This window comes from Muricoccus roseus (assembly GCF_900141905.1).
GTDB lineage: Bacteria > Pseudomonadota > Alphaproteobacteria > Acetobacterales > Acetobacteraceae > Roseomonas > Roseomonas rosea.
In genome coordinates, this window is the sequence record NZ_FQZF01000008.1 from 79,376 (window position 1) to 105,374 (window position 25,999).

The following is a 25,999-nucleotide window of genomic DNA, read 5'->3' on the forward strand; positions in this document are numbered from 1 at the left end:
GGGAATCGTGCTGACGCTTCGCCTGACCGAGCTGCCACGGCCCGGCCTTCCCCTCGCCTATCCGGCGATACCCGGCGAGCCCCTGCCTCCGGCCTATGCGGCCGTGGCCGCGGCGGCAGGCTTCGAGGCGGGGCGGGGCGGGGCGCTGCGGCTGGACGGGGTGGTGCAGGGCCGCCCCGCCTGGCTGGTCGGCGTCGCGCCCGGGCCGCATGGAATGGAGGCGGCCGGCGCCCTGGCCGCTGCCTCCCTGGCCGGCGAGGGGCCGGACGGGCCACGCCATGCCGTGATCGACGCGCGCGGCTTGGCGCCCGCCGAGGTCGCGGCCCTGGCCATGGGCGCGGGCATGAGGAGCCACCGCCTGCCCTTCCTGGGCGCCGAACCGCCCCCGGCCCTGCGCCAGCTGGACCTGCTGGTGGAGGATGCCGCGGCGGCCGAGCCGGCGCTGGCGCGGGTGCGGGCCGTGCTGCGCGGCACCGGCCTGGCGCGGGACCTGGCGGCCGAGCCGGGCAACCGCCTCTCCCCGCGCGACTTCGCTGACCGGCTGGGTGAGCTGGAGGGGCATGGGATCGAGGTGGTGGTGCATGGCCGCCACTGGCTGGAGCGGCATGGCTATGGCGGGTTGCTGGCGGTCGGGCGCGGATCGGCGCATCCGCCCCGGCTGGTCGTGCTGCGCTGGCCCGGCCATGGGCCGGGTGGCACCCCGCCCGTCGCCTTCGTGGGCAAGGGCATCACCTTCGACACGGGCGGAATCAGCATCAAGCCGGCGGCCGGTATGGAGGCGATGAAGGGCGACATGGCCGGCGCGGCCGCCTGCGCGGGGGCCATGCTCGCCCTCGCGCTGCGGGACAGCCCCGCCCCCGCCCTGGCCGTGCTCGCCATCGCCGAGAATGCGACGGATGGCGACAGCTACCGCCCCGGTGACGTGCTCCGCATGGGCTCCGGCACCACGGTGGAGGTGGTGGACACGGATGCGGAGGGCCGGCTGGTCCTGGCCGATGCGCTGCACCATGCGCGCCGGCAGGAACCGCGCGCCATCATCGACCTGGCCACGCTGACCGGCAGCATCGTGCGCGCGCTCGGCCATCAGCGCGCGGGCCTGTTCGGCAACGATGCCGGGCTGCGCGACGCGGCCATGGCGGCGGGGGAGGCAGTGGGCGAGCCGCTCTGGCCCATGCCGATCGGCGAGGGCCACCGGCGCGACCTGGAGAGCGACATCGCCGACCTCCGCCACTGCCTGCCCGCCGGCGGGGGTGGCGGCTGGGCCGGGAAGTTCCTGCCCGACGCCTGCCACGCCGCCGCCTTCCTTCGGGAATTCGCCTGCCCCGAGGGCGCCCCGCACATCCCCTGGGCGCATCTCGATATCGCCGGGATGGACCTGCGGGAGGAAGGGGTGGAATCCGGCCCCTATCCCCTCCCCCCCGGCCCCAGCGGCTTCGGGGTGCGGCTGCTGGACCGGCTGGTGGCGGACCGCTTCGAATGAGCGAGATCGGCTTCTATCACCTGACCCGAACGGCGCTGGAGGTGGCGCTGCCGAAGCTGCTCGGCCGCGTGCTGGCCACGGGGGGCCGCGCCGTGGTGCGGGTGGGCGGGCCGGAGCGGCTGGCGGCGCTGGACACCGCCCTCTGGCTCTGCCCCGACCCGGACTGGCTGCCCCATGGCACCCCCACGGCCGGGGATGCCGACCTTCAGCCCATCTGGCTCACCACCGAGGACGACGCCCCGAACGGCGCGCGCCATCTTTTTCTGGCGGATGGCGCCGAGACGGCCAATCCCGGGCGCTACGACCGCATCTTCGACCTGTTCGACGGCAACGACCCCGCGGCGCTGGAAGCCGCGCGCGACCGCTGGCGCCGGGCACGCGCGGCGGGCCATGCGCTGACCTACTGGCAGCAGGGGCCGAATGGCTGGATGAAGCGGGAATAACCCTCGCCACCCTTGCCCCGCGCCGGCCGGCCTGCCACATCGGCCCGATCCTCAGGAGCGTTTTCCGATGTCCGACAACACCCAGGCCACCGAGACCATGACGGTCGGCGCCCTGATCGCCGAGCTGCAGAAGCTCGACCCGTCCCGCCCCGTCGCGCTGGGCATCATGCTCGGCGGCGAGGAGGAGGAAGAGGGCGAGATCGATATCTACGGGATCGACCTCATCGAGGAGATGGAGGCCGAGGACGGCTCCCCCGCCTATGTCATCGCCTGCGACCTGCGCGGCTCCGATGACGAGGAAGAGGGCGCCTGAGCCCATCTTCCTTCCTGGGCCCGACCACCGGCCCGGCGTAGCTTCGGGGCCGCCGGCCTCGTAGGGCCTAGCGGGCCGGTTCACCCGGTTCCGCGCAGCCTAATCGGGCGCACGCCGCATCCATCGCGCGCGCCTGCCGTTTCCCTCGGGTCCTCCCACCCGCATGGAAGCGCGCGATGATGATCCCCACCCGTATTCACGGGCTGATCGACTACGGCGTGGCCGCCCTGCTCGGCGGTCTCGCCATGGCCCCCGGCCTTCCCCGGCCGGTGCGCCGCACCCTCGGCGCGGCCGCCGCCTATCACACGGCCTATTCCCTGCTGACGGATTACGAGGGCGGCGTGACCCCGGCCCTCTCCATGCGCCAGCACCTGGCGCTGGATGCCATGGGCGGCGCGGCGCTGATCGGCGCGGGCCTGTCGCTGCGGCGTGCATCGGAAGCGGACCGCGCCCTTCTCGTCGGCCTCGGCACGATCGAGCTGGCGGTGGTCGCGCTCAGCAGCAACGCGCCGCGCCGGGGCCCCGGTCAGGGCTCCATGACCGGGCGCCTGCTGGGGCATGAGGCGGCGCATCACGGCCATCAGGCCGCCTACCACCCGCTCGACACGCCCAAGCCCGCCGCCGAAGGTGTCTGGGTGGTGGACAGCATCCTCCCTAATCCCATGGGGGCGGTGCTCGGCGTGCGGATGACGGTGATCCGGCTGCCCGATGGCGGCCTGCTGCTGCATTCCCCCACGCGCTTCACCTATGCGCTGAAGCGGGAGCTGGAGCGGCTGGGGCCGATCCGCCACCTCGTCGCGCCGAACATCGCGCACTGGACCTTCCTGAAGGAATGGCAGGACCACCTGCCCGAGACGGTGAGCTGGGCCGCCCCGGGCCTGCGCGACCGCGCGCAGGTGCGGCGCAGCGGCGTGCGGTTGGACCACGACCTCTTCGCCACCACCCCGGCGGAATGGGGCGGCGCGATCGAGGTGGTGCCCGTGCCGGGTGCGGCGGGGTTCCAGGAAATGGCGATGTTCCACGCCCCCACGCGCACGCTGGTGCTGACCGACCTCGTGATGAACCTCGAGCCGCCCAAGGTGCCGCTGCCCCTGCGGCCGCTGGCCTGGCTTTTCGGCATGCTGGCGCCGGACGGGATGCCGCCGCCCTATCTCAGGGCGGTGGTGAAGCGGCGCCATGCCGAGGCGGCCGAAGCGGCCGCGCGGCTGATCGCGCTGGAGCCGGAGCGGGTGGTCTTCGCCCATGGCCGCTGGTTCGAGACGAACGGGACGGAGCAGCTGCGGCGCTCGCTGCGCTGGCTCTTCACCGTCGGCAAGCGGGGCGCGGGCGGCCCGGCGCGGGTGGAGCCGCTGAAGCCCGACGGCCATGGCGGCGTCACCCTCGCCGCCGAGCCTCTCTGACGGCCGGCTCCCCCGGCGTGGGCTAGCTTCGCCCGAACATCCGCGCGAGGTCGCCCGCGCCGAGGCGCAGGAAGGTGGGTCGCCCGTGGGAGCAGGTGGCGGCGCGCGGCGTCGCCTCCATCTCGCGCAGCAGGGCGGCCATCTCGGCGGGGTTCAGGCGGCGTCCGGCGCGGACGCTGCCATGGCAGGCCAGCCGCGCCACGGCCGCGTCGAGCCGCCGCTCCAGTGCCGTGCTCTCTTCCCAATCCGCCAGCTCCGCCGCGATATCCGCAAGGATCGGGGCCGGTTCCGGCGTGCCCAGCAGCGCCGGCAGAGCCCGGACGAGAATGGCGCCGGGGCCGAAGGCCTCGATCTCCAGTCCCAGCCTTGCCAGATCCTCGGCGCGGGCGGCCAGCCGCTCGGCATCGCCCGGCGGCATGTCCACCACCGCCGGCAGCAGCAGCGGCTGGGAGCGAACCCCGCCCGCCACGAGCTGGGCCGAGAGGCGCTCATGCGTCAGCCGCTCATGCGCCGCGTGCTGGTCCACGAGGATGAGGGCGCCATCGGGCGCCTCGGCGAGGATGTAGGTATCCAGCAGCTGTGCCAGCGGCCGGCCCAGCGGTCCCTCCTCCGGCGTGCCGGGCGGCAGGGGCGGCGCCTCGGCGGGCACCGTCAGGGCGCCGGGCGGCAGAGCGAAGCGGGGCTGGACCGGCCGGGCGGGGAAAGCCGGTGTAGTGAAGGCAAAGCCGGCCTCGGCGAAGCCGGGCGCGCGCAGCGGGGTGGCGCTGCCGTCGGACCAGGTGACGGCGGCCAGCCGCTGCGGCCCGGCTTCGGCCGGCAGCGGCTGGCCGGCGCGGCTGGGCCAGGCGGGGTCGGCGCCGCCCCCCGCATCCCAGCCGCTGCGCGCCATGCCCACCCCGGCCCCCGTGCCGAGGGCCCGGCGCAAGGAGGCGATGAGCGCGCCGCGCACCCCGCCGGCATCGCGGAAGCGCAGCTCGGTCTTCATGGGATGGACGTTCACATCCACCTGCTCGGGCGGGATCTCCAGGAACAGAGCGGCCACGGGGTGGCGCCCCGCGGCGAGCACGTCGCGATAGGCGACGCGGAGGGCGGCGCGCAGCAGCGGGTCCCGCACCGGGCGGCGGTTCACCACCAGGTGCTGCTCGGCCGCAGTGGCGCGGTGATGGGTGGGCAGGCCCGCCAACCCTTCCAGCACCAGGTCCGGCCATTCGCCCTGCACGGGCACGGAGGCGGCGGCGAAGTCGCGGCCCAGCAGGGCGGCCGCGCGGCCGGCGCGGTCCGAGGGGGCGAGGTCCAGCGCGGTGCGTCCGTCCACCGTCACGCGGAAGGCCACTTCGGGCCAGGCGAAGGCCAAGCGGCGCACGGCTTCCACGGCATGGGAGGCCTCCGTGCCCGGCGTCTTCAGGAACTTCCGGCGGGCGGGGGTGGCGAAGAACAGGTCCCGCACCTCCACCCGCGTTCCCGGGGCCGCGGAGGCCGGCATCACCTCCCCCACGCGCCCCGCCTCGACATCGATGCGATGCGCGTCGCCGTCCCGGGGCCGGGTGGTGATGGAAAGGCGGGAGACCGCGCCGATGGAGGGCAGCGCCTCCCCCCGGAAGCCGAGTGTGGCGATGCGGAACAGCGTCGCCTCATCCGGCAGCTTGGAGGTGGCGTGGCGCTCGATGCAAAGCGCCAGGTCGGCCGGCACCATGCCCTTGCCGTCATCCTCCACCAGGATGCGGTCGATGCCGCCGCCTTCCAGCGTGACGGCGATGCGGCGCGCGCCGGCATCCAGCGCGTTCTCCACCAGCTCCTTCACGGCGGCGGCGGGGCGCTCCACCACCTCGCCGGCGGCGATGCGGTCGGCGGTGGTGGAGGGAAGGCGGCGAATGACCTGGTCGGGAATCACAAGGGAGGGGATGGGGCCTGCGCGGCCCCGAGGCAAGGATGGGCGAAACGGGTGAAGGAAGGATGAGGCGGCGTCTCGCCGCCTCCGTTGCGCTCTGATACCGGGGCGGTGATGCGCCCCTCCCGCCGCCTTGCCGCGCGCCTGGTCGCCGTTCTGCTGCTGCTGCAGTGGGCCGGTGCGGTGCTGCCGCATGCGCGGGCCATGGCGGCCATGGGCAGCGCCATGGCGGTGGAGCTGTGCAGCCCCTCGGGCATGCGCATCCTCCTCGTCGACGAGAGCGGCAAGCCCGTGGAGAAGGCGCAGGATTCCTCCTGCTGCGACCTCTGCCAGGGCCCGGCCGCGGTCGAGACCCTCGGACCCGCGGCGCCTGCCCTCCGCATCGTCTATGCCGTGGCCGCGCATCCGCCGGGGCGCGCGGGCCTGCCACCCTTCCCGCCCCGCGCCCCGCCGCAACAGCCCAGAGCCCCACCCGCCGCCTGACAGCCCCGGCCGGTCCGATTCCCGGGCCGGCTTCTCCATGCCTGTCAGGAAGTCCTCATGCGTCCATCGCTCAGCGCCGCGCTGCTCGCGGCCAGCTGCCTTTCCCTGCCCGCCCCCGCCCCCGCCTGGGCACAGGAAGCCACCGCCCCGCCCATCGCGGTGCCGGAGGTCTCCGTCGCCGGAAGCGCCCCTTCCCTCACCGCGCCCGACGCCGCCGAGGCGGCGCTGCGCCTGCGGCAGGTGCCCGGCAATGTCACCGTGGTCCCGGCGGAGGAGATCCGCGCCCGCGCGGGCGTCACCACCCTGCGCGACGTGCTGGAATACGCGCCGGGCGTCTTCGCCCAGCCGAAATGGGGGGAGGACACGCGCCTCTCCATCCGCGGCTCGGGCCTCGCGCGGAACAACCATCTCCGTGGCGTGCTGCTGATGCAGGACGGCATCCCGCTGAACCAGGCGGACGGCTCGGGCGACTTCCAGGAGCTGGACCCGCTGACCTTCGAGCATGTGGAGGTGCTGCGCGGCGGCAACGCCTTCGGCCTTGGCGGGGCGACGCTGGGTGGAGTGCTGAACTTCGTCACCCCCACCGGCCGCAGCGATCCCGGCGCGGTGCTGCGGGGCGAGGCGGGCAGCTATGGCTATCGCCGCGCCCAGGCCGCCCTCGGCGTGGCCTCGGGGGCCTGGGATGGCTGGGCGAGCCTCTCCACCCTCAGCCAGGACGGCTTCCGCCGGCACGGCGAGGGTGATTCCCGCCGCTTCAACGGCAATCTCGGCTGGCGCATCACCGAGGATGTCGAGACGCGCTTCTATTACGGCTACAACCATATCGAGCAGCGCATTCCCGGCACGGTGACGCGGGCCCAGGCCCTCTCGGACCCGCGCCGCGCCGCCGCGGGCAACCTGCTGCTGGATTACCAGCGGAACATCGAGAGCAACCGCTTCGGCAACCGCACCACCTGGCGCATCGCCCCCGGCGCGGTGCTGGAGGCCGGCGCCTCCTATGTTCACCGGGAGCTGGACCACCCGATCTTCCAGTACCTGGACCAGCGCACGGACGACGTGAACGGCTACGCGCGGCTGACGCTGGATGGCAGCCTGGGCGGGATGCGGAACCGGCTGGTGGCGGCCGGCACGCTGGGTTTGGGCACCTATGATAGCCGGCGCTACGTCAACAATGGCGGCCATGCCGGGCGGCTGACCTATTCCAGCACCGACCGCGCGCGCACCAACACCCTCACCCTGCAGGACACGCTGTATGTCCTGCCCGATCTCGCCCTCGTCGCCGGGCTGCAGCTGGGCGAAGCCTATCGCGCCAGCCGCGACCGCTTCCTCTCCGATGGCGACGGGTCCGGCTCCACCACCTATCGCTTCGCCAATCCGCAGCTCGGGCTGATCTGGGACATCACGCCGGGGGTGCAGGGCTTCGCCAACCTCACCTGGGCGACCGAGCCGCCGACCATCAGCGACCTGACGCCCCTCGCCGCGCGGGGCTTCTCCTCCCTGAAGGCGCAGCGGGCCCGCACGGTGGAGGTCGGCACGCGCGGGCGGCAGGGCGGGCTGGAATGGGAGGTCGCGGCCTATCGGGCGAGCATCCGCGACGAGATCCAGCTCTTCGATCCCACCGGCACGGGCGCGACCCTGGCGCAGAACGCGGACCGCACGATCCACCAGGGCATCGAGGCCGCCCTGTCCTGGACGCTGCTGCGCGACCTAGCCGGGGTGGATGCGCGGGACAGCCTGACCCTGCGCCAGGCTTATGCCTTCAACGATTTCCGCTTCGACGGCGATGCCCGCTACGGCGACAACCTGCTGCCCGGCGCGCCGCGCCACCTGTACCGCGCGGAGCTACGCTACAGGCATCCCGCCGGCTTCTCCCTTGCCCCGAACATCGAATGGGTGCCGCAGGGCTTCCATGTGGACAACGCCAACACGCTGAAGACGAATGCCTATGCGATCCTCGGCCTTCGCGCGGGCTGGGACTTCGAGAACGGGCTCTCCGTGTTTGCCGAAGGGCGCAACCTGGCGGACCGGAGATACATCTCCAGCGCCTCGGTCACGACCGTCGCCGCGCCCAATGCCGCGCTGTTCGAGCCTGGCTACGGGCGAAGCGTCTATGGAGGGGTGCAGTTCCGGTTCTGAAGGCCAAGCTGACATCTTTCCCTGCGGCCCGCGTTCCTGCCTCAGCAGAGGAGACAGGAATGACGACACCGCACCGCCTCGTTATCGTGGGCGCGGGCGCGGCGGGGCTCGATCTGTCCACCCGCCTCGCCCGCCAGCGCCTGCCCGGCCTGGCCATCACCCTGGTGGACCGGGCCGGATCGAGCATCTGGAAGCCCCGCCTGCACCAGGTGGCGGCGGGCACGCTGGATACGGCCCAGGAGGAGATCACCCTCCTGGCCCATGCCGCGCGGCACGGGATCGCCTATCGGCCCGGCACGCTGCGCGGGCTGGACCGTTCCGCGCAGCGCCTCACCCTCGGCACGGTGCAGGACGAGGAGGGGCGGGACGAGGTCACCGCCACCCTGCCCTATGACAGCCTCGTCCTCGCCATCGGCAGCCGGGCGGATGATTTCGGCATCCCCGGCGTGCGCGAGCATGCCGAGTTCATCGACAGCCGCGAGCAGGCTGAAGCCTTCCGCACGAAGCTGCGCCGCGCGCTGATCCGCTGCCTGGACGACCCGGCCGAGCCGCAGCTCTCGATCGTGATCGTGGGGGGCGGCGCCACGGGCACGGAGCTGGCGGCGGAGCTGCACCAGGCGCTCGACCTCGTCTCGGGCTATGGCCTGCCCGGCCTGCGGCGGCGCCTGCGCGTCACTCTCGTGGAGGCGGCCCCGCGCATCCTGGCCGCCCTGCCGGAGAAGGTCTCCACCGCCACCACCGCCGTGCTGCGGAAACTGGGCGTGGAGGTGCTGACCGATGCCGCGGTGGAATCGGTGGATGCGGGCGGGGTCACGCTGCGCGGCGGGCGCCGGATCGAGGCCAGCCTGCGGGTCTGGGCCGCCGGCATCCGCGCCCCCGAGGTGACCGGCGCCCTGGACGGGCTGGAGACGGACCGGGCCGGCCGCATCCGGGTGGAGGAATCGATGGTCACGCGGTCGGATCCCCGGATCCTCGCGCTCGGCGACTGCGCCGCGCTGGTCCCCGCCGGGCAGGAGCGGCCGCTGCCGGCCACGGCCCAGGTGGCGCACCAGCAGGCCCGGCACCTGGCCCGCCACCTGCCGGCCTGGCGGGAGGGCACGCCCATTCCGCCCTTCCGCTACGTGCAGCGCGGCTCGCTCGTCTCGCTCGGCGATTACGACGCCTTCGGCAGCCTCGGGCGCCTGGGCATGCTGCGCGGCGCCTTTATCGAGGGCTGGCTGGCCCGGTTGAGCTACGCGCTGCTCTACCGGCAGTTCCAGGCCGTGGTGCATGGCGCGCGGGTGCCGTTGATCTGGGCGTCCGGCGCCCTGCGCGCCCTGGCGCGGCCCCGCGTGCGCATGGATTAGGGCGGCGGAGGGGGACTGCCCCCCTCGTCACCCCCCGCGAAGCCGGAGGATCTCCGCGATCAGCGCGGTGGTGGAGGGATCATGCGCGCCCGCCTTCGCCCCCGGGGCGAGTTCGGGCAGCAGCGCGCCGGCGAGCTGCTTGCCGAGTTCCACGCCCCATTGGTCGAAGGCGTTCACGCTCCACAACGCACCGAGGCAGAACACCTTGTGCTCATAGAGGGCCACGAGCTGGCCCAGAGTGTTCGCATCCAGATGGGGCAGGAGGAGCGTGGTGCTCGGCCGGTCGCCGGGAAAGAGGCGATGCGGCAGCAGCGCCTCGATCGCCTCCGGCGCCATGCCCTTGGCCTCCATTTCCGCCCGCACCTCGGTCGCGTCCCGGCCGCGCAGAAGGGCCTCGGCCTGGGCGAGGCCATTGGCGAGGAGCTCGCGGTGGTTTTCCTCGAAGCCGTGGTCGGGTCTCGCCACCAGCACGATATCGGCCGGCACGGGCGTCGTGCCCTGGTGCAGCAACTGCATGAAGGAGTGCTGCGCGTTGGTGCCCGGCTCGCCGAACACCACCGGGCCGGTGGCGCGGGGCACGGGGAGGCCACCCAGCGTCACGCGCTTGCCGAGGGATTCCATCTCCACCTGCTGGAGATGCGCGGGGAAGCGGGCCAGGCGCTCGTCATAGGGCAGCACGGCGCGGCTGCCATAGCCCAGCCCGTCCACATGCCAGACCTCGGCCAGGGCCATCAGCAGGGGCAGGTTCTCCGCCTCCGGCGCGGAGAGGAAATGCTCGTCCATCCGCCGGGCGCCGGCGAGCAGGGCCGCGAAGACGTCCCAGCCGCAGGCGAGGGCGATGGAGAGCCCGATGGCCGACCACATGGAGAACCGGCCGCCCACCCAATCCCGGAAGCCGAAGACCTGCTCCTCCGGCACGCCGAACTCCCGCGTGGCCTTCAGGTTGGTGGAAAGCGCGACGAGATGCGCGCCCGCCTCCGCTTCCCCCAGCGCGCCGCGCAGCCAGTCGCGCAGAAGGTGGGCGTTGGCCATGGTCTCGGCGGTGGTGAAGGTCTTGCTGGCCACCAGCACCAGGGTGCGTGCCGGGTCCAGCCCGTGGCGCATGGCCTCCCAGGCATGGCCATCGACATTGGAGAGGTAATGGGCCCGCATCGGCATGCCGTGCCGCCATAGGGCGCGGGCCGCCATCTGGGGGCCGAGATCGGAGCCGCCGATGCCGATATTCACCACATCCGTGAAGCGGCCCCTGGCATGGACGCGCGCGCAGAAGGCGCGCATGGCCTCCAGCGTCTCATGCACCTCGGCGGAGGCATCCTCCTGCCCCGTGCGGAAGGCACCCCGCGGGCCGCGGAGGGCCATGTGCAGCACCGCGCGGCCCTCGGTGGCATTGATCGCCTCCCCCCGGGCCATGGCGTCGCGCGCGGCGAGCACGCCCTGGGCGCGGGCCAGCTCCAGCAGGGCCTCCAGCACCGTGTCGGAGAGGGAGGTCTTGGACAGGTCGACGAGGATGTCCCCGGCGCGGCGGGTGAAGCGGGCGGCGCGGGACGGGTCGGCCATCAGCGGGCGGATGGCCGAGGCGCCGGCTTCCCGCGCCAAACCCGTCACCCGCTCCCAGGCCGCCTCCGCCGAATGCGCCATGCCGAACCCCTTTGCAGAATCGGGGCGGAGGTTACGGGCGCGGGCGCGGGGGCGGAAGGCAGGGGCCGATCACCTCTCCGCCGGGCATGACCGGTTCCGCAGATTGCGTCCCCCGGGCCGGCACGATCCTCGCTAAACCCCGGCCCATGATTCCTGGCGCCGCCCTCATCCTCTTATGCCAGCTCCTGGGGGAGGCGCTGGTGCATGGCACCGGCTGGCCCCTGCCCGGCCCCGTGGTGGGCATGGTCTTCCTGCTGGTTCTCCTGCTGGGGAACGACCTGCTGGCCGACCCGGTCGATACCCGGTTCGTCACCGGGCCCGCCGACGGGCTGCTGGTGAACCTCGCCTTCCTCTTCGTGCCGGCCGGGGTGGGGGTGGTGAACCGGCTGGACGTGCTGGCGGCGCATTGGCTGGGCCTGGCCGTCGCCCTCGTGGTCTCCACCCTCATCGGCCTGGCCGTGACCGTGCTGGTCTTCGTCGGCGTGGCCCGGCTGGGCCAGCGGGGAGAGGCGGCATGAGCGACGCGGATTTCAGCCTCTGGGTCTATCTCTCCCGTACGCCGCTGCTCTGGCTGACGGTCACGCTGCTCTCCTACGTGGTGGCGGACCGGATCTCGGCCGCGCTGCGGCGCCACCCGCTGGCCAACCCCATGCTCATCGCCGTGGTGCTGACCGCCGGGGTGCTCTTCGCCACCGGCACGCCCTACCGCACCTATTTCGAGGGCGCGCAGTTCGTCCATTTCCTCATCGGACCGGCCACCGTCGCCCTGGCGGTCCCGCTCTACCGCAACCGGCGGACGGTGCTGCGCGCCATCCTGCCCATGGGGGCGGCGCTGCTGGCGGGGTCGCTGGCGGCGATGGGCTCCGCGCTGCTGATCGCCAAGGCGCTGGGCGTGCCGGGGCCGGTGCTGGCCTCGCTGGCGCCGAAATCGGTCACGGCCGGAATCGCCATGGGCATCGCCGAGGGGCTGGGGGGCGACCCCGCCCTGGCGGCGGTGCTGGTGATCCTCACCGGGGCCATCGGGGCGGTGACGGTCACGCCGCTGATGGAGGCGCTGCGGATGACGGACATGCGCGCCCGTGGCTTCGCGGCGGGGCTGGCGGCGCATGGGCTGGGCACGGCCCGGGCCTTCCATGTGAACCCGGTGGCCGGCACCTTCGCCGGGATCGCCATGGCGCTGAACGCGCTGCTGAGCGCCATCCTGGCGCCGCTCGTGCTCCGGGCGCTGCTTTAGGGCGCCACGTGAGCAGGGGGAGTGGACCGGGTGGCAGGCTCCGCGCGCCAGCAATGCACGACCCGGGATTTGTGACGCGCGCGTTCCACGGCTAAACCCCCGCCCCATGTCCCGCCGCCCGGCCGTTGCCGATCCCGAGCCCGTCCTGATCACCACCACCGAGGAGCTGGTCCCGCTTTGCGAGCGGTTGCGCCAGGAGCCCTTCGTGACCGTGGACACCGAGTTCATGCGGGAGCGGACCTACTGGCCCGAGCTCTGCGTGGTGCAGCTCGGCGGCAGCCAGGACACGGCGGTGGTGGATGCGCTGGCCCCGGGGCTGGACCTATCCCCCCTGGGCGCCCTGCTGGCGGATGAGCAGGTGGTGAAGGTCTTCCACGCCTGCCGGCAGGATGTGGAGATCTTCCTCCTCCGCTTCGGCCAGACGCCGCAGCCCCTGTTCGACACGCAGATCGCGGCCATGGTGGCCGGCTTCGGCGACCAGGCGAGCTATGACAGCCTCGCCCGCGCCCTGGCCAATGCCCAGATCGACAAGGCCCATCGCTTCAGCGACTGGTCGGCCCGCCCCCTCTCCCCCGCCCAGATCGCCTATGCGGCGGCGGATGTAACGCATCTGCGCCGTATCTACGTGGCGCTGCGAGACCGGCTGGACCGGGAGGGGCGGCTGGACTGGGTGGCCGAGGAGATGGCGGCCCTGACCGAGCCCGCCACCTATGGCACCGACCCCGATACCGCCTGGGAGAAGCTGCGGCCCCGCACGAACAACCGCCGCTTCCTCGGCACGCTGCGCGCCATCGCGGCCTGGCGGGAGCGGGAGGCGCAGCGGGTGAACATCCCGCGCCAGCGCCTGCTGCGCGACGAATCCCTGCTGGAGGTGGCCGCCACCGCCCCCACCGAGCCCAGCGCCCTGGCCCGCGCCCGCGGCGTGACCGAGGGCTTCGCCCGGGGGAAGTCCGGCGCCTCCCTCATCCAGGCCATCGAGGCGGCGAAGGCCCTGCCGGATTCCGAGCTGCCCGAGGCGCCGCGCGAGCGGGCCGGCCCTTCCCCCTCCCCGGCCCTCGTCGCCCTGCTGAAGGTGCTGCTGGCCGCCAAGGCCGAGGAGCACCAGGTGGCGCCCCGCCTGCTGGCGAGCTCGGACGAGATCGACCGGCTGGCGACCGACGCGCCGGGCGACCTGCCCGCGCTGCAGGGCTGGCGCCGCAAGGTGTTCGGGGCCGATGCCCTGGCGCTGCGCGACGGCGACCTGGCCCTGGGCGTGGAGGGCCGCCGCGTGCGGCTGATCCGCCCCGCCGCCGCGCCACAGGCCGCGGCGGGCTGAAGCAACCCTTGCAACCCCGGCCCTCCCCGTGGATTGAAGCCTCGGGCCGCACTGCCGCGCTTGCGCGGCGGCGGCCCGTAGTCTAGCGCCCCTGATCGGCCCCTTCACTGGATCCTGAACGAAACATGTCGCGGACCTTGCCCGACCTGACCGCCGATCCCGCACGGGACCACAAGCGCGCGGTGCTGGACGCGGGGGCGGTGCGGGACGCCTATCGCCGCTGGGCCGGGGTCTATGACGCGGTGTTCGGCGGCGTCTCCTCCTTCGGCCGCAAGCGCGCCGTGGCGGCGGTGAACCGCCTGCCCGGCACCCGCGTGCTGGAGGTGGGGGTGGGCACCGGCCTGGCCCTGCCCCGCTACCGCCGGGACAAGCGCGTGGTGGGCGTCGACCTTTCCCGCGAGATGCTGGAGAAGGCGCGCGAGCGCGTGGCGGCCGAGGGTCTGACCCATGTCGAGGGGCTGGTGGAGATGGATGCCGAGCGGATGGCCTTCGCCGACGGCTCCTTCGACGTGGCGGTGGCCATGTTCACCGCCAGCGTGGTGCCCAATGCCCGGGCGCTCTTCGCCGAGATGTCGCGGGTGGTGCGCCCGGGCGGGCAGCTGCTCTTCGTGAACCATTTCGCCGCGCAGGATGGGCCGCGCTGGTGGGTGGAGCGCACCATGGCCCCCCTTTCGCGCGTGCTGGGCTGGCACCCGGATTTCGCCCTCTCGGACCTGCTGGACGGCGAGGCCGAGGTGGAGAGCCTGGAGGCCTGCCCGCCGGCCGGGTTGTTCACCCTCGTGCAGGTGCGCAACGCGAGGGCCGTCCAGGCTCTGGCCGCCTGAACTTCTGTGGCTGGCCGGTTACGAAGGCGCGTGCCCCTGGCCTCTGCCTTCCCAGGTCGTGCCACCCCGCGCCGGAAAGCGTGATCGGCCGCCCGGCCTTGGACCCTGACCCGTACCCTTGCGGATCGACCTCGCAGGACGATCTGCGCGGGGTGGTTGCCTCTCGACGCCGCCGGACTGCCGAATGAACGAAGACGCCGAACCGACACCCGGCGACCCGATCGATGACGTGATGGACCAGTCCGACCCGAACAGCCGCCCGACGGTGCGCGGCGGTGCGGGCAGCGGCGTGACGGACACCCATTCGGACGTCTTCTTCGCCGCCGTCGAGATGACGCGGATGCCGATGATCGTCACGGACCCGAACAAGCCGGACAATCCGATTGCCTTCGCGAACCAGGCCTTCCTGCGGATGACGGGCTATGAGCGGTCGGAGATCGTGGGCCGCAACTGCCGCTTCCTGCAGGGCCCGGAGACGGACCGCGAAACGGTGGCCGAGGTGCGCCGCGCGGTCGAGAGCCGGCGCGAGATCGCGACCGAGATCCTGAACTATCGCCGGAACGGCTCCACCTTCTGGAACGCGCTCTTCATCTCGCCGGTGTTGAACCACGAGGGCGAGCTGATCTACTTCTTCGCCTCCCAGCTGGATGTCAGCCGCCGCCGCGACGCTGAGGAATCCCTGCGCCAGGCGCAGAAGATGGAAGCTCTGGGGCAACTCACCGGCGGCATCGCGCATGACTTCAACAACCTGCTGCAGGTGATGCGCGGCTATCTCGACCTGATCGACAGTGGCCTCTCCCGCCCCGAGCCGGACCGGGTGCGGCTTCAGCGCAGCCTCGGCGCCGCACGCGCCGCCGCCGACCGCGCGGCGACCCTGACGCAGCAGCTGCTCGCCTTCTCCCGCAAGCAGCGGCTGGAGGGGCGCACGGTCAACCTCAACGCCCTGGCTGATGGCATGCGCGAGATGGCGGTCCGCACGCTGGGCGAAGGCGTAGCGCTGCATCTCGACCTCGAGCCGCGGCTCGGCCCCTGCCGCCTGGACACGACCCAGGCCGAGGTCGCTCTGCTGAACATCCTCATCAACGCGCGCGACGCGCTGGCCGGCCGTAGCGACGGCGTGGTCCGCATCGCCACCCGCTCCGTTACGGTGGAGCCGGGGGATCACGAGCTGGCCGGGCGCCTGGAGCCCGGGCGCTACGTCTCGATCTGCGTCAGCGACAATGGCAGCGGCATGCCGCCCGACATCCTGAACCGGGTGATGGAGCCCTTCTTCACCACCAAGGAGGAAGGGCGCGGCACCGGGCTCGGCCTGTCCATGGTCTATGGCTTCGCCCGCCAGTCCGGCGGCACGGCCCGGATCGAGAGCAGCCCGGGCGAGGGAACCACGGTCCATCTCTACTTCCCCCAGGCGGAGGACGAGGTGGCGCCGCGCCCCCACTCCCCCCGCGCCTCGGAGCGCCCGGGCACGGAGACGATCCTGGTGGTGGACGACCGGACGGAGGTGGCGGAGCTGGCCCGCGCCATCCTGGAGGAGTTCGGCTACACGGTGCATCTCGCGCATGACGGGCAGGAGGCGATGCGCATCATCGCCGGCGACCGCCCGCTCGACATGCTCTTCACCGACCTCATCATGCCCGGGGGGATGAACGGCGTAATGCTGGCGCGCGAGGCCCGCCGCCACCGCCCGCGCCTGAAGGTGCTGCTGACCACCGGCTATGCCGATGATTCGCTCAACCGCGACGAGGTGGGCGGCACGGAGTTCGACCTGATCAACAAGCCCTATGGCCGCGCGGAACTCGCCCGCCGCGTGCGGATCGTGCTGGACGGGCCGACCGGCGTGGGGTGAGCCCCACCCGGCCTGGCCGCGCCAGGCCGGGTGGGAGCCGCGCTACTGCACCTTGATGTCGCGGGTGCGGATGACCTCGCGCCACTTCGCATTCTCGGCGGCGTTGTAGGCCGCCCATTCCTCCGGCCGCTGCGTCTCCGGCGTCACCGCCAGTGCGGCGAGGCGCTCGCGCGTCTCGGGCGCGGTCATGGCGGCCCGCGCCAGCTCGTTCATGCGGGCGACGACCGGGGCGGGCGTTCCCGCCGGGGCGAGGATGGCGATGTGCTCCACCGCCTCGTAATCGGGGAAGCCCTGCTCGCGGAAGGTCGGGATCTCCGGCGCCACCGGGCTCCGCTCACGCGAGGAGATGGCGAGCGCGCGCAGCTCGCCGGACTGGATCAGCGGCAGCAGGCCGGACGCGGCCTGGATCACCATGGAGACCTCGCCCTGCAAGGTGCCCTGCACGGCCTGCGCGCCGGCGCGGTAGCCCACATCGGTCATCCGGATGCCGGCGGCCTGGAGGAACAGCTCGGTGGCGAGATGGGTGGAGCTGCCCGTGCCGGAATTGGCATAGGTCATCGTGCTGTCCGGCCGCTTCGCCAGCGCCACGAACTCCGCGAGGCTGCGCGCCGGGGAATTCTTCGGAACGACGAGGATCATGGGCTGCGCCGCGATCAGCCCCACGCCCGTGAAGGCACGCTCGTTGTCATAGGGCAGCTGGTACAGGTGCGGCGCCATGGCATAGGTGCTGATGGTGCCCACCAGCAGCGTGTAGCCATCCGGCCGGGCGCGGGCGACGGAGGTGAAGCCGATCGTGCCGTTCGCGCCGGCGCGGTTGTCGATGACGAAGGACTTGCCCGTGTCCTGGCTCAGCCGCGCCGCGAGGATGCGCGCCACCGCATCAGTGGAGCCGCCGGCGGCCCAGGGCACGACGAGGGTGACGGGGCGTTCCGGGAAGCCCGCCTGGGGGGTGCCCGCCTGGGGGGTGCCCGCCGGCGGGGCCGCGGAGGTCTGGGCGGCGGCGGGGTTGAGCAGCGGCAGGCCGAGCGTGGCCAGGCCGAGCATGCGGCGGGTGATCATCCTGGTGTTCCCTCGCGGCCCGCCTCACGCGGGCCGTTCCGCCTTTGCATCTCACGACATGGGGAGAACCGACAAGACGGGGACACCACGGCGCGGACATGGGATGCGGCGCGGGACCAGGGCTGGCTAGTCTGGCCCGCACACCCGCCAGGAGGCGCCCGATGCCCGATCCCGCCAAGCCGCAGGAGGAATCCCCCAAGCCGCCCGCTCCCCCCGTCACGGACGCGGAGAAAGAGAAGAGGGACGCGGCGCTGGACGAGGCGCTGGCGGAGACCTTCCCGGCCAGCGACCCGATCTCGACGCTGCGGGAGGACTAGCCGTCGCCAGCTGGTGAAAAAAACTTCGAGCCGGATGTCGATCCGGCCTCGGCCCGCTCGTCGTGATGACAAGCGGGCCGTCCTTGGCCCGCCGGACGAGAGGAGATCGATGATGCGCGTGATGGTCATGGTGAAGGCCACCGAAGACAGCGAAGCGGGGCTCCTGCCCTCGACCGAGATGCTGGAAGCGATGGGCCGGTTCAACGAGGAGTTGGTCCAGGCCGGCATCATGCTGGCCGGCGAGGGGCTGAAGCCTTCCTCCCGGGGCAAGCGTGTCGCCTTCGACGGCCCGGGCCGCACCATCATCGACGGTCCCTTCACCGAGACGCGGGAACTGGTCGCCGGCTTCTGGCTGTGGGAGGTCAAGGACATGGCCGAGGCGCTGGAATGGGTGAAGCGCTGCCCCAACCCCATGCCCGGGCCGAGCGAGATCGAGATCCGCCCGCTTTACGAGATGTCTGATTTCGGCGCCGCGTTGACGCCGGAGCTGGCCGAGCGGGAGGAGCGGCTGCGCGAGAGGACGGCCGGGCGCTGAGGCCATGCCCACCCCTGTCCCGCGGACATGACGAACGAGGCCCACCCGGCCATCGAGGCGGTGTTCAGGATCGAGCGGGCCAGGCTGATCGGTGGCCTGGCCCGGTTGGTGCGGGATGTCGGCCTTGCCGAGGAGCTGGCGCAGGATGCCCTGCTGGCGGCCCTGGCCGAATGGCCGCGCAGCGGCGTTCCACGGAACCCCGGAGCCTGGCTCGCCGCCACGGCCCGGCGCCGCGCCATCGACGGGTTTCGCCGCAGCCGGATGCTGGCGCGACGGCATGCCGAGCTCGGCCTGATGCTGGAGGCGGAGAGCACGGCGGGTGCCGAGGCGATCGAGAACGCCATGGACGACGACATCGGCGACGAGTTGCTGGGCCTGATCTTCGCAGCCTGCCACCCGCTCCTCTCGCCCGAGGCGCGCGCGGCCCTGACGCTGCGCCTGATCGGCGGGCTGACGACGGAGGAGATTGCCCGCGCCTTCCTCGCGCATGAGCCGACCATTGCCCAGCGGATCGTCCGCGCGAAGAGGACGCTGGGCGAGGCAAGCCTGAGCTTCGCCGTGCCACGCGGGGCGGAACGGAAGGCCCGCCTCGCCTCGGTGCTCGAGGTTCTCTACCTCGTCTTCAACGAGGGTTACGCCGCCACGGCAGGGGAGGACCTGACCCGCCCGGCGCTCTGCGCCGAGGCGCAGCGCCTGGGCCGCATCCTCGCCGCCCTGCTGCCGGAGGAGCCGGAGGTCCATGGCCTTCTCGCGCTGATGGAAATCCAGGCTTCGCGCCTCGCGGCGCGCACCGGGCCGGACGGCGCCCTCATCCCGATCACCGAGCAGAAGCGCGGGCGATGGGACCGTCTCCTCATCCGCCGCGGCCTAGTGGCGCTCGCGCGTGCGGAAACGCTGGGCGGGGCGGAGGGACCCTATGCGCTGCAGGCCGCGGTCGCCGCCTGCCATGCGCGGGCCCGGCGCGCGGAGGAAACGGACTGGCCACGGATCGCGGCCCTCTACGACCGGCTCGGCGAGGTCATGCCGTCGCCCGTGGTCGAGCTGAACCGCGCGGTGGCACACAGCATGGCCTTCGGTCCCGAGGCCGGCCTCAGGCTGATCGATGCCCTGGAGACGGTGCCCGCACTGCGCAGCTACGCGCCCCTTCCGGCGGCACGGGGGGATTTTCTGTTCCGGTGCGGCCGCCTGGCGGAGGCGCGGGCGGCCTTTGAGCGCGCGGCCACCCTCACCCGCAACGGACGTGAGCGGGCTTTCCTGCTGCGCCGCGCGGCAGCCTGCGGCTGAGCGGGCCCGCAGGCCGGGTCAGCCCCGCGCCGCGGCCCCGGGCGCGTGGGGGTCCAGCGCCGCGTCGGGCAACGGCATGACATGGCCGGACCAAGTCCAGACGAGTGCGCATTCCACCCGGCGCCCGGGCCAGGCGGCCCGCAGCACGGCGCGATAGGCCGCCATCTGGCGCAGATAGGCGGGCGGCACCTTCGCCACCTCTGAGGGCGGGGGGCGGTTGGTCTTGTAGTCCAGCACCAGCACGCGGTCGGGCGCGATGAGCAGCCGGTCCACCTGGCCGGCGATGGGGATGCCGTCCACCACCCCGGCCAGGGGGGCCTCGGCCAGGCTGGCCGGGCCGAAGGCCCCTTCCAGGGCGGGGTGGCGCAGCACGGCCAGAGTCTCGGCGAGCGTCGCCTCCCTCTCCGATGGATCGAGGCCATGGCCTGGGCGGGCGAGGTGGCGGCGGGCCAGTTCCTCCCAGCGGGATTCGTCGTGCTCCGGCAGGTGCTGGAGCAGGCCATGGATCAGCAGGCCCCGGCGGAAGCGGCGGCCGCCGGGGTCGCCGGCGCCATGCGGGGCGGCAACGGGCTGCTCGGCCTCGCCCTCCAGCCGTGAGGGGGCGATGGGGTCGGCGCTCGCCTCGGCCGGGGCGGGGATGCTGGCCCAGTGCGGCAGGATGGCAGCCTCGGCGCGCAGCGCCGGCGGGTCCGGGCGCGGCTCGGCCTCCTGCGCGCAGGTGATCTCCCAGCCCTCCTCCCCGAAGCCGCAGCCCTCGGGCAGGCCGAGGCGGGTGGGGTCGAAGGACATGGGCGCGAAGCCGGCCTCCCCCTTTTCCAGCCCGCGCAGCACGCCGGCCCTCACCAGCGCGTGCCAGGTGGGATGGGCGGGCGCGCGGCGCGGGGCGAGGCCGCAGACGATCAGCCGGTCCTCCGCGCGGGTGAGCGCCACGTAGAGAAGCCGGTTCTCCTCCTCCGCATCCGCCTGGGCGCGGGCATCCCGGGCACGGGTCCAGGGCGTGGCCTGGAACTCGCGGCGCGGCGCCCAGAGGGGGATGTCGGGCGCGTTGGCGCCGGTCTGCGCGGCACCGCTCCAGAGCAGCGTGTCGCGCGCGCCGCCGCGGCCGATATCGGGGATGATGACGACGGGCGCCTGCAGGCCCTTGGAGCCATGCGCGGTCATGATGCGGATGGCATCCGCCGCGTTCTCCATCTCGCGCTTCACCTCGGCGCCGCCCCGGCGGAGCCATTGCACGAAACCCTGGAGGGAGGGGGCGTGGCGGTTCTCATGGCGCAGCGCGGCGGAAAGCAGCTCGTCCAGCGCCTCGGCCGCCTCGGCGCCCAGCCGCGCCAGCAGCTTCGCGCGCCCGCCATGCTCGCCCAGCACCTCGGAGAGCAGCGCATGGGGCGTGACTAGGTCCGCCCGGTCGGCCAGCGCCGCGATCCAGGCGGCGGCCTGGCCGATCGGCGACTTCTCGTCCCGGCGCTTGATGAGGACATGCCAGAGCGGGCCCTCGCGCCCATGCGCCAGGGCGAAGAGGTCCTCCTCCGACATCCCGACCAGGGGCGACTTCAGCAGCGCGGCCAGCGCCAGGTCGTCCTCGGGCAGCAGCAGCACGTCGCAGAGGGCGAGCATGTCGCGCACCGCGATCTGCTCCACCAGCACCATGCGGTCCACGCCGCCGACGGGAATGCCGCGCTGCTTCAGCTGGCGCACCAGCAGCTCGATCAGCCGGGTGCGGCGGCGGACCAGCACCATGATGTCCCCGGGGCGGATCGGGCGGTCGCCGCGCGCGGGCAGCGTCTCCTCCACGATCATGCGGGCGATGCGCGCGGCGATGGCCTCGGCCAGCAGCGCCTCGGCGTCCTGCGCCGCCACGGGCTCGCGCGGCACCACCCACGGCTCGGGCGCATCTGCCCCGGCCTGCTCCAGCAGGGGCCAGATCTCCACCCGGCCCGCATGGCCGGCGCGGTCGGCCGAATGCTGCAGCGACACGCCGTCCCGCACCACGCCGCGCCGCGCCTCGCCCTCCGCGAAGACCTGATCGACCAGCGCGAGCACGGGCGCGCAGGAGCGGAAGGAGACGGTGAGCGGCACACGCTCGAACACCGCGCCGCCGCGCGTCACCTGATTGTCGAAGCGCGTCTCCCATTCGGCGAAGCCGCGTGCATCGGCGCCCTGGAAGCCGAAGATGCTCTGCTTCTCGTCGCCCACGACGAAGAGGGTGCGCTGCCCCGCCTCCTGCGTGCCGTTGCCGGAGAAGAACTCCTCGGCCAGCGCCTGGGCGATGCCCCATTGCGCGGGGTTGGTGTCCTGCGCCTCGTCCAGCAGCAGGTGGTCGAGGCCGCCATCGAGCTTGAACAGCACCCAGGCGGAGCCGGGGTCACGCAGCAGCGCCTGGGCGCGGTGGATCAGGTCGTCGAAATCCAGCGCGCCGCGGCGCTGCTTGCGGGACTTGTAGTCCTCCAGCACCGGGCGAGCGGCGGAGAGGAGCGAGCCGGTCGCGCCCATCAGCCGGTGGGAGGTCCAGCGGGCGAGAATGCCCTCCACCCGCGCGATCTCCCGCGCGAAGGCATCCTCCTTCACCAGCGCAGCGCGCGGCTTGCCCTCGCCGGTGAAGAGCAGCGTCTGCCACGAGGCCCAGCGCTCGGCCCGCGCCGGCTCCGGTTCCGACAGCAGCGCGAGCAACGAGGCCGCGGTTTCCCGGGGCACCTTGTTCTTGTGCTGGAGAAGGGTGGCGAGAGCTTCGCGGAAGGAATCCGGCGGGCAGACGATGTCGGCGGGGATGCCGTCCTCCGTCTCGCCATCCGGAATCTCCAGGCATTCGCGCAGCACGGGGTCGCAGCCATCCGCGCGCTCCAGCAGCGGGCGCAGGCGCTCGCGCTTGCCCACCAGCTCGCGCAGCGCCTTGGCCAGGCTGTCGGCGGAGACGAGGCGGGCCAGGCCGGCCAGCGCCTCCTCCGGAATGGCGCGCCCGGCCAGTGCGGCCTCGCGCGCCTCGGCCAGCAGGGTGGCGCTGTCGGCCTCCTCCAGCAGGGTGAAGGCGGGCGGCAGGCGCGCCTCCAGCGGGAAGCTGCGGAGAAGGGACTGGCAGAAGGCGTGGATGGTGGCGATCCGCATCCCGCCCGGCTGCTCAAGCACGCGGCAGAAGAGGCGGCGCGCCGTCTCCACCTCCGCCCGCGTTGGCGGGTGCCCGGTCAGGTCCTCCAGCGCGGCGCGCAGCCGGTCCTCGGGCAGCACGGACCACTGGCCCAGACGCAGCGCGAGGCGCGTGGCCATCTCCGCCGCCGCCGCCTTGGTGAAGGTGAGGCAGAGGATGCGGCCGGGCTGCGTGTCCTCGCGCAGGAGAAGGCGCAGCACGCGGTCGGTCAGGACCTTCGTCTTGCCCGAACCGGCGGAGGCGCCCACCCAGGCGGAGATGCGCGGGTCGGACGCCATCTGCTGCGCGACATAGGCGCGCTGGCGCGCGGAAACGGCTTCGTTCACGCGTCGCCCTCACCCGCGCCGCCCCATTCGGCGATGCGCGACAGATGGTCGTACTCGTCGCCCTTCGGCGCGCGCGCGGGATGCGGGCGGGCGAGGAAGGGACGCTCGCCGAGCAGGAAGTCCTGCACCAGTCCGTTCAGCGCCTCGAAGGCCTCCTCGCTCACCTCGGGCAGGGTGGAATCCTTCGGACGAAAGCGCACCGCCGCCCCGGCTTCGTAGCCGCCCGAGACATGCCAGTGCTCCAGCTCGGAGACCTCGGAGGCGGGGATGCCCGCGAAGCCGCCGCGCGCGGCGATGGCGGCTTCCAGCGGCATCTGCGGCGCGCGGCCATCGGCCATCTCGGCATTGCTGGGCGGCGCGCCGGTCTTGAGGTCGATCAGGACGAGGCGGCCGTCCTTCAGCACGTCCACGCGGTCCGCGCGGCCTTCCAGGCGGACGCCGCAGGGCAGGTCGATCGCGCCGGTGATCTCGGAGTGCCGCCGCGCCACGTCGTCGCGCTTGCGCTCCTCCTCCAGCACGAATTCGGCGATGCGCGCGAGGCGCGGGAGCCAATAGGCGACGAGGCCCGGGCGCGGCGCGAACTCGGCCAGCGCCTCCTCCGTCGCCTGCGCGAAGTGCTCCACCGCGTCGAGGCAATGCGGATCGCCGTCGCAGAGATGAAGCCAGCGCGAGACCATGTGGTGGACGATGTTGCCGTATTCCGCCGCATCCGCCTCGGCATCCAGATCATCCAGCGGGCGCAGCTTCAGGATGCGCTTGGCATACCAGGCATAGGGGTCGGATTTCAGCAGCCACACATCGGTGACGCTGATCCGGCGTGGGCGCAGCGCCGCGGGGGGCGAGGGCGCGGGGCGCGCGCAGGGAAGCGGGCGTTCGGGCATGTCGAGCAGCCCGGCCCAGCCCGTCGCGGGCGAGGTTTCCAGCCCGCCCAGCCCCTGCCCGTTGAGGAAGGTCTCGATCCGCGTCAGCCAGCGCGCGGCGACAGTGGGCGAGCCGCCGCGCTTGCGCGCGCGGGACAGCGTGGCGCGCGGCGCGGACAGCGCGGAGAGCAGGAAGTCCGCGCAGACGCGCCCGATGCGCGCCTCGGGCGCGGGCAGGCCGAATTGCGAGCGCATCGGGCGGCTCATCCAGGCGCCGGGATCGGTGGCCAGCGGCCAGACGCTTTCCTCCAGCGCGCCCAGCACCACGCGGTCGAAGCTCTGAAGCCGCGCTTCCAGCAGGCCGAGGATCTGCACGCGTGGATGCGACGCGCCCTTGCGCCCCCGCATCGTGCGCACGCCGGGGGCGAGAGGGCCTTCCAGCAGCGCGTCGAACAGCGCGGGCCAGGCGGCGGCTTCCAGCGGCGGCAGGGCCCGCATCGCGGGCTCCAGGCTGGCCAGATGCACCGCCAGCGGCTCGCCTTCCTCCCCGCGGTAGAGGCGCAGCCCGCCCGGGTCCTCATCCGTGGAGGCCAGCGCCTCGGCCGCGGAGAGATGGTCGGCCAGCAGGTCGGCCGGTGGGCGCACCGCCCGCTCCAACGCGCGGAAGTTGCCCAGCGCCGCCTCCAGCGCATCCAGCATCGCCCGCACGCGCTCGCGCGGCTGCTCGTGGCGGATCGCCTCGGCGGCACGGCGCAGCCCGTCCAGCCCGGCGCCGGGGCGCGGGCCGCGCAGGGCGTAGCGCTCCAGCTCGCGCACCGCCTGCATCCAGCTCGACCGCACCATACCGCCCGCGCAGAGCGGGTGCTTCAGGCAGGCGAGCAGCGGGACGGGGGCGAATTCCTCCTCCACCATCCGCCCGATCAGGCGCAGGAAGGCGCCGGCGGGCGTCATGCCCAGCGGCTGGCCGGCGGAGTCGTCGGCGAGGATGCCGTGGCGCAGCAGCTCCACCGAGACCCGGCGGGCGAGGTCGCGGTCCGGCGTCACCAGCGCGGCGCGCGCGCCCGGCGTCTCCAGGGCTTCCCGCAGCAGCAGGGCGATGGCGGCGGCCTCTCCGGCCTCGTCGGGCGCGACGAGAAGATCCAGCCCGTTCAGCGAGGGGCGCCAGCGCTCCGGCTCGCGCTCCTGCCAGCAGGCGATCGCGTCCTCCGGCCGCAGGGCGCGGGCCAGCAGCGCGGCGCGGGCCTCGTTGGGCGCGGGCGCATCCGGCGCGCGATAGGGCCAGGGGCGCATGTCCTCCGCCGTGGCATCCATGCCGCGCAGCAGGCGGGCGGTGCCGTTCAGCGGGTGGCTGTGCGCGCCGCGCAGCACCTCCCACAGCTCCGCCTCCATTTCCTCCCCGGCGCCGTGCAGCACGACCGCGCCCTTCTCCATGCGGGCGATCTGGCGCAGCAGCTCGGTCGCGGCGGGGATGGTGCCGCCGACGCCGATGCCGGCGGCGATGACGGGGTCGGCCGGCGGGTTGTCCGCCCACGCCGCCGCCTGGGCGCGCAGCGCGGCCACGCGCCGGGCGCCGATATCGGACAGCCCCTGTTCCTCCAGCCAGGCGTGCCAGGAGCGGATGACGCCGCCGAGGAAGGTGTGGGTGATCTCCCAGTGCTTCGCGAGATCGCCGGTGACGAGCTCGGGCAGGCGCTCCGGGTCGCAGCCCTCCAGCGCCATCTCGTCCAGCAGGGTCGCCAGTTCCAGCGCCAGGCGCCAGGCTTGGTCCGGGCTGCCGGGGCCGCCGAAATGCGGCGGCAGGCGCATTACCATCTCGGTCAGCACCGCCAGCCGCCGGGCGGGATCGACGGCAGGCGGCTCGTCGAGCAGGGCCGGGAGGGACAGCTCCTCCGCATCCTCGGTGGAGAGGCCGGCCAGGGCGCGCAGGCGCGGCAGCAGCAGGGCGGGCTTGCCGGAGGCGCGCAGGAAGGCTTCGCGCAGGGAGCGGGCCGCGCGCCGGGTGGGGAGGAGGATGGTGGTGCGGGCCAGCGCCGCCGGGTCGTCCGGGTCCTGCGCCATGGCGAGCACGCCATAGGCCAGGTCATCCAGGAACGGGCGATGGGCCGGGATTTCGTACAGCCTCAACCCGCGCCC

The 25,999-nt window shown here is 73.4% G+C and carries 20 protein-coding genes; 15 read left to right on the forward strand and 5 right to left on the reverse strand.

Going from position 1 to position 25,999, the window contains the following annotated elements:
* The first annotated feature begins 7 nt into the window (after nucleotides 1-7).
* From BUB97_RS08295 to BUB97_RS08310, 4 genes are all read left to right on the forward strand, one after another.
* Nucleotides 8-1,480, forward strand: a complete 1,473-nt coding sequence (locus BUB97_RS08295) for a leucyl aminopeptidase family protein (RefSeq protein ID WP_073133536.1) — start codon at nucleotides 8-10, stop codon at nucleotides 1,478-1,480.
* Entirely contained in the window at nucleotides 1,477-1,923 is a 447-nt protein-coding gene (locus BUB97_RS08300) for a DNA polymerase III subunit chi (RefSeq protein WP_073133538.1), read from the forward strand. Before BUB97_RS08295 ends, BUB97_RS08300 begins: the two co-directional genes overlap by 4 nt.
* Before the next feature lie 67 nt (nucleotides 1,924-1,990).
* Nucleotides 1,991-2,236, forward strand: coding sequence for a hypothetical protein (locus tag BUB97_RS08305; protein ID WP_073133540.1), 246 nt, complete (start codon nucleotides 1,991-1,993; stop codon nucleotides 2,234-2,236).
* Between the two features lie 176 nt (nucleotides 2,237-2,412).
* Nucleotides 2,413-3,636, forward strand: a complete 1,224-nt coding sequence (locus BUB97_RS08310) for a DUF4336 domain-containing protein (protein WP_073133542.1) — start codon at nucleotides 2,413-2,415, stop codon at nucleotides 3,634-3,636.
* Nucleotides 3,637-3,658: 22 nt separating this feature from the next.
* Here the strand turns inward: BUB97_RS08310 and mutL are convergent, their stop codons facing one another.
* Nucleotides 3,659-5,527 (reverse strand): DNA mismatch repair endonuclease MutL, encoded by a 1,869-nt coding sequence (mutL, locus tag BUB97_RS08315; protein ID WP_245818235.1) that lies wholly within the window; start codon nucleotides 5,525-5,527, stop codon nucleotides 3,659-3,661.
* Nucleotides 5,528-5,638: 111 nt separating this feature from the next.
* On the opposite strand from mutL, the gene BUB97_RS08320 reads away from it, so the two are divergent.
* Genes BUB97_RS08320 through BUB97_RS08330 form a run of 3 tightly spaced genes read left to right on the forward strand, consistent with a single transcriptional unit; the run spans nucleotide 5,639 to nucleotide 9,489 of the window.
* Nucleotides 5,639-6,007, forward strand: coding sequence for a DUF2946 family protein (locus BUB97_RS08320; protein ID WP_073133544.1), 369 nt, complete (start codon nucleotides 5,639-5,641; stop codon nucleotides 6,005-6,007).
* 57 nt (nucleotides 6,008-6,064) lie between these two features.
* Nucleotides 6,065-8,143: a TonB-dependent receptor family protein gene (locus tag BUB97_RS08325; RefSeq protein WP_073133546.1), complete on the forward strand. Its 2,079-nt coding sequence runs from the start codon at nucleotides 6,065-6,067 to the stop codon at nucleotides 8,141-8,143.
* A 59-nt stretch (nucleotides 8,144-8,202) separates the two neighbouring features.
* The gene (locus BUB97_RS08330) at nucleotides 8,203-9,489 is read left to right on the forward strand and encodes an NAD(P)/FAD-dependent oxidoreductase (protein WP_073133548.1); all 1,287 of its coding nucleotides are present in this window, start codon (nucleotides 8,203-8,205) and stop codon (nucleotides 9,487-9,489) included.
* 27 nt (nucleotides 9,490-9,516) lie between these two features.
* On the opposite strand, the gene pgi is transcribed toward BUB97_RS08330, so the two are convergent.
* Nucleotides 9,517-11,127, reverse strand: a complete 1,611-nt coding sequence (pgi, locus tag BUB97_RS08335) for a glucose-6-phosphate isomerase (RefSeq protein ID WP_073133550.1) — start codon at nucleotides 11,125-11,127, stop codon at nucleotides 9,517-9,519.
* Between the two features lie 146 nt (nucleotides 11,128-11,273).
* Here pgi and BUB97_RS08340 point away from each other — a divergent pair, with 146 nt between their 5' ends.
* From BUB97_RS08340 to BUB97_RS08360, 5 genes are all read left to right on the forward strand, one after another.
* The gene (locus BUB97_RS08340) at nucleotides 11,274-11,645 is read left to right on the forward strand and encodes a CidA/LrgA family protein (protein ID WP_073133552.1); all 372 of its coding nucleotides are present in this window, start codon (nucleotides 11,274-11,276) and stop codon (nucleotides 11,643-11,645) included.
* Nucleotides 11,642-12,361 (forward strand): LrgB family protein, encoded by a 720-nt coding sequence (locus tag BUB97_RS08345; RefSeq protein ID WP_073133554.1) that lies wholly within the window; start codon nucleotides 11,642-11,644, stop codon nucleotides 12,359-12,361. The genes BUB97_RS08340 and BUB97_RS08345 overlap by 4 nt, the downstream gene beginning before the upstream one ends.
* Nucleotides 12,362-12,467: 106 nt before the next feature.
* Nucleotides 12,468-13,676 carry a ribonuclease D gene (gene rnd, locus BUB97_RS08350; protein ID WP_073133556.1) on the forward strand — a complete coding sequence of 403 codons (1,209 nt, stop codon included), beginning with the start codon at nucleotides 12,468-12,470 and terminating at the stop codon, nucleotides 13,674-13,676.
* A gap of 125 nt (nucleotides 13,677-13,801) precedes the next feature.
* On the forward strand, nucleotides 13,802-14,500 hold the full coding sequence (locus tag BUB97_RS08355) for a class I SAM-dependent methyltransferase (RefSeq protein ID WP_073133558.1): 699 nt from the start codon (nucleotides 13,802-13,804) through the stop codon (nucleotides 14,498-14,500).
* Between the two features lie 184 nt (nucleotides 14,501-14,684).
* A complete protein-coding gene (locus BUB97_RS08360) occupies nucleotides 14,685-16,346 on the forward strand; it encodes a histidine kinase famiy protein (protein WP_277614025.1) in 1,662 nt (553 codons plus the stop codon).
* A gap of 42 nt (nucleotides 16,347-16,388) precedes the next feature.
* Here BUB97_RS08360 and BUB97_RS08365 read toward each other — a convergent pair whose 3' ends face one another.
* A complete protein-coding gene (locus tag BUB97_RS08365) occupies nucleotides 16,389-17,405 on the reverse strand; it encodes a Bug family tripartite tricarboxylate transporter substrate binding protein (protein ID WP_073133560.1) in 1,017 nt (338 codons plus the stop codon).
* A 161-nt stretch (nucleotides 17,406-17,566) separates the two neighbouring features.
* Here BUB97_RS08365 and BUB97_RS26150 point away from each other — a divergent pair, with 161 nt between their 5' ends.
* From BUB97_RS26150 to BUB97_RS08375, 3 genes are all read left to right on the forward strand, one after another.
* On the forward strand, nucleotides 17,567-17,722 hold the full coding sequence (locus BUB97_RS26150; RefSeq protein ID WP_175562589.1) for a hypothetical protein: 156 nt from the start codon (nucleotides 17,567-17,569) through the stop codon (nucleotides 17,720-17,722).
* Between the two features lie 109 nt (nucleotides 17,723-17,831).
* The gene (locus BUB97_RS08370; RefSeq protein ID WP_245818236.1) at nucleotides 17,832-18,257 is read left to right on the forward strand and encodes a YciI family protein; all 426 of its coding nucleotides are present in this window, start codon (nucleotides 17,832-17,834) and stop codon (nucleotides 18,255-18,257) included.
* 27 nt (nucleotides 18,258-18,284) lie between these two features.
* Nucleotides 18,285-19,541, forward strand: coding sequence for an RNA polymerase sigma factor (locus BUB97_RS08375; RefSeq protein ID WP_073133562.1), 1,257 nt, complete (start codon nucleotides 18,285-18,287; stop codon nucleotides 19,539-19,541).
* A gap of 18 nt (nucleotides 19,542-19,559) precedes the next feature.
* Here BUB97_RS08375 and addA read toward each other — a convergent pair whose 3' ends face one another.
* Both addA and addB read right to left on the reverse strand, forming a co-directional pair.
* Complete coding sequence (gene addA, locus BUB97_RS08380) at nucleotides 19,560-23,006, reverse strand: double-strand break repair helicase AddA (protein WP_073133564.1); 3,447 nt, start codon at nucleotides 23,004-23,006, stop codon at nucleotides 19,560-19,562.
* Nucleotides 23,003-25,990 (reverse strand): double-strand break repair protein AddB, encoded by a 2,988-nt coding sequence (gene addB, locus BUB97_RS08385; RefSeq protein ID WP_073133566.1) that lies wholly within the window; start codon nucleotides 25,988-25,990, stop codon nucleotides 23,003-23,005. The genes addA and addB overlap by 4 nt, the downstream gene beginning before the upstream one ends.
* Nucleotides 25,991-25,999 lie beyond the last annotated feature (9 nt).